The organism is Nonomuraea mangrovi (genome assembly GCF_042681425.1).
In the GTDB taxonomy this organism is placed as follows: domain Bacteria; phylum Actinomycetota; class Actinomycetes; order Streptosporangiales; family Streptosporangiaceae; genus Nonomuraea; species Nonomuraea mangrovi.
On sequence record NZ_JBHUFV010000033.1, the window covers coordinates 365,472 to 366,240 of the forward strand.

Genomic DNA, 769 nt, shown 5'->3' on the forward strand with positions numbered 1-769 from the left:
TCGCCGGCAGCAGGCCCGGGTTCAGCTCCTTGTTGCCGGTGTTGAACTCGATCGCCATGCCCAGCAGCGCGCTCGCCTTCTGCAGGTCGCCCTGCAGCAGCGCCGCCGTACCCTGCATCTTGGACGCCAGGATGACCGCGCGCGAGTCGCCGACCAGCACCGCCTCGCTGCTGCACTGCTCGGCCGACTCCAGCGCGCCCGCGCTGTCGCCCTGGGCGCTGCGCACGTAGGACAGCACCCACAGCGCCTTGCATCGTTCCTTGCTCGGCTCGGGATTGGCCCGCAGCGCCCGCTCGAGGTAGATGCGGCCTTCGCGGATGAACCCGCAGCAGATCCACATGAACCACAGCGACGACAGCAGCTCCAGCGCCAGCACGCTGTCGCCCGGCGTGCGCAGCGCGTGCTCCAGCGCGAGCCTGACGTTGTCATGCTCCTGGCGCATGCGGACGAACCAGTAGATCTGCCGTGGCCCCGACCAGGCGTCCTCGCTCCTGCGGGCCAGGCTCAGGTAGTAGGCCAGGTGCTTGTGGCGCAGATGCTCTGTCTCGCCGAGCTTGTCCAGCCACTCCTCGCCGTACTCGGCCAGCGTGTCGATGAGCTTGTAGCGCACGCCCGCGTGATCGCTCTTGATCAGCAGGATGGACTTCTCCACCAGCCCCGTCACCAGGTCGGTGATCTCCTCGGCGGGCAGCCGGTCGTCGGAGCAGACGAACCTGGCCGCGTCGAGCTCGAAGTCGCCGGCGAACACCGAAAGGCGCGCCCACAGCAG

1 protein-coding gene is annotated in these 769 nt (G+C 68.5%); it reads right to left on the minus strand.

Annotation, left to right across the window (positions count from 1 at the left end):
* On the minus strand, window positions 1-769 hold a 769-nt coding region (locus tag ACFSKW_RS20110; protein WP_379573804.1), incomplete at both ends, for an ATP-binding protein.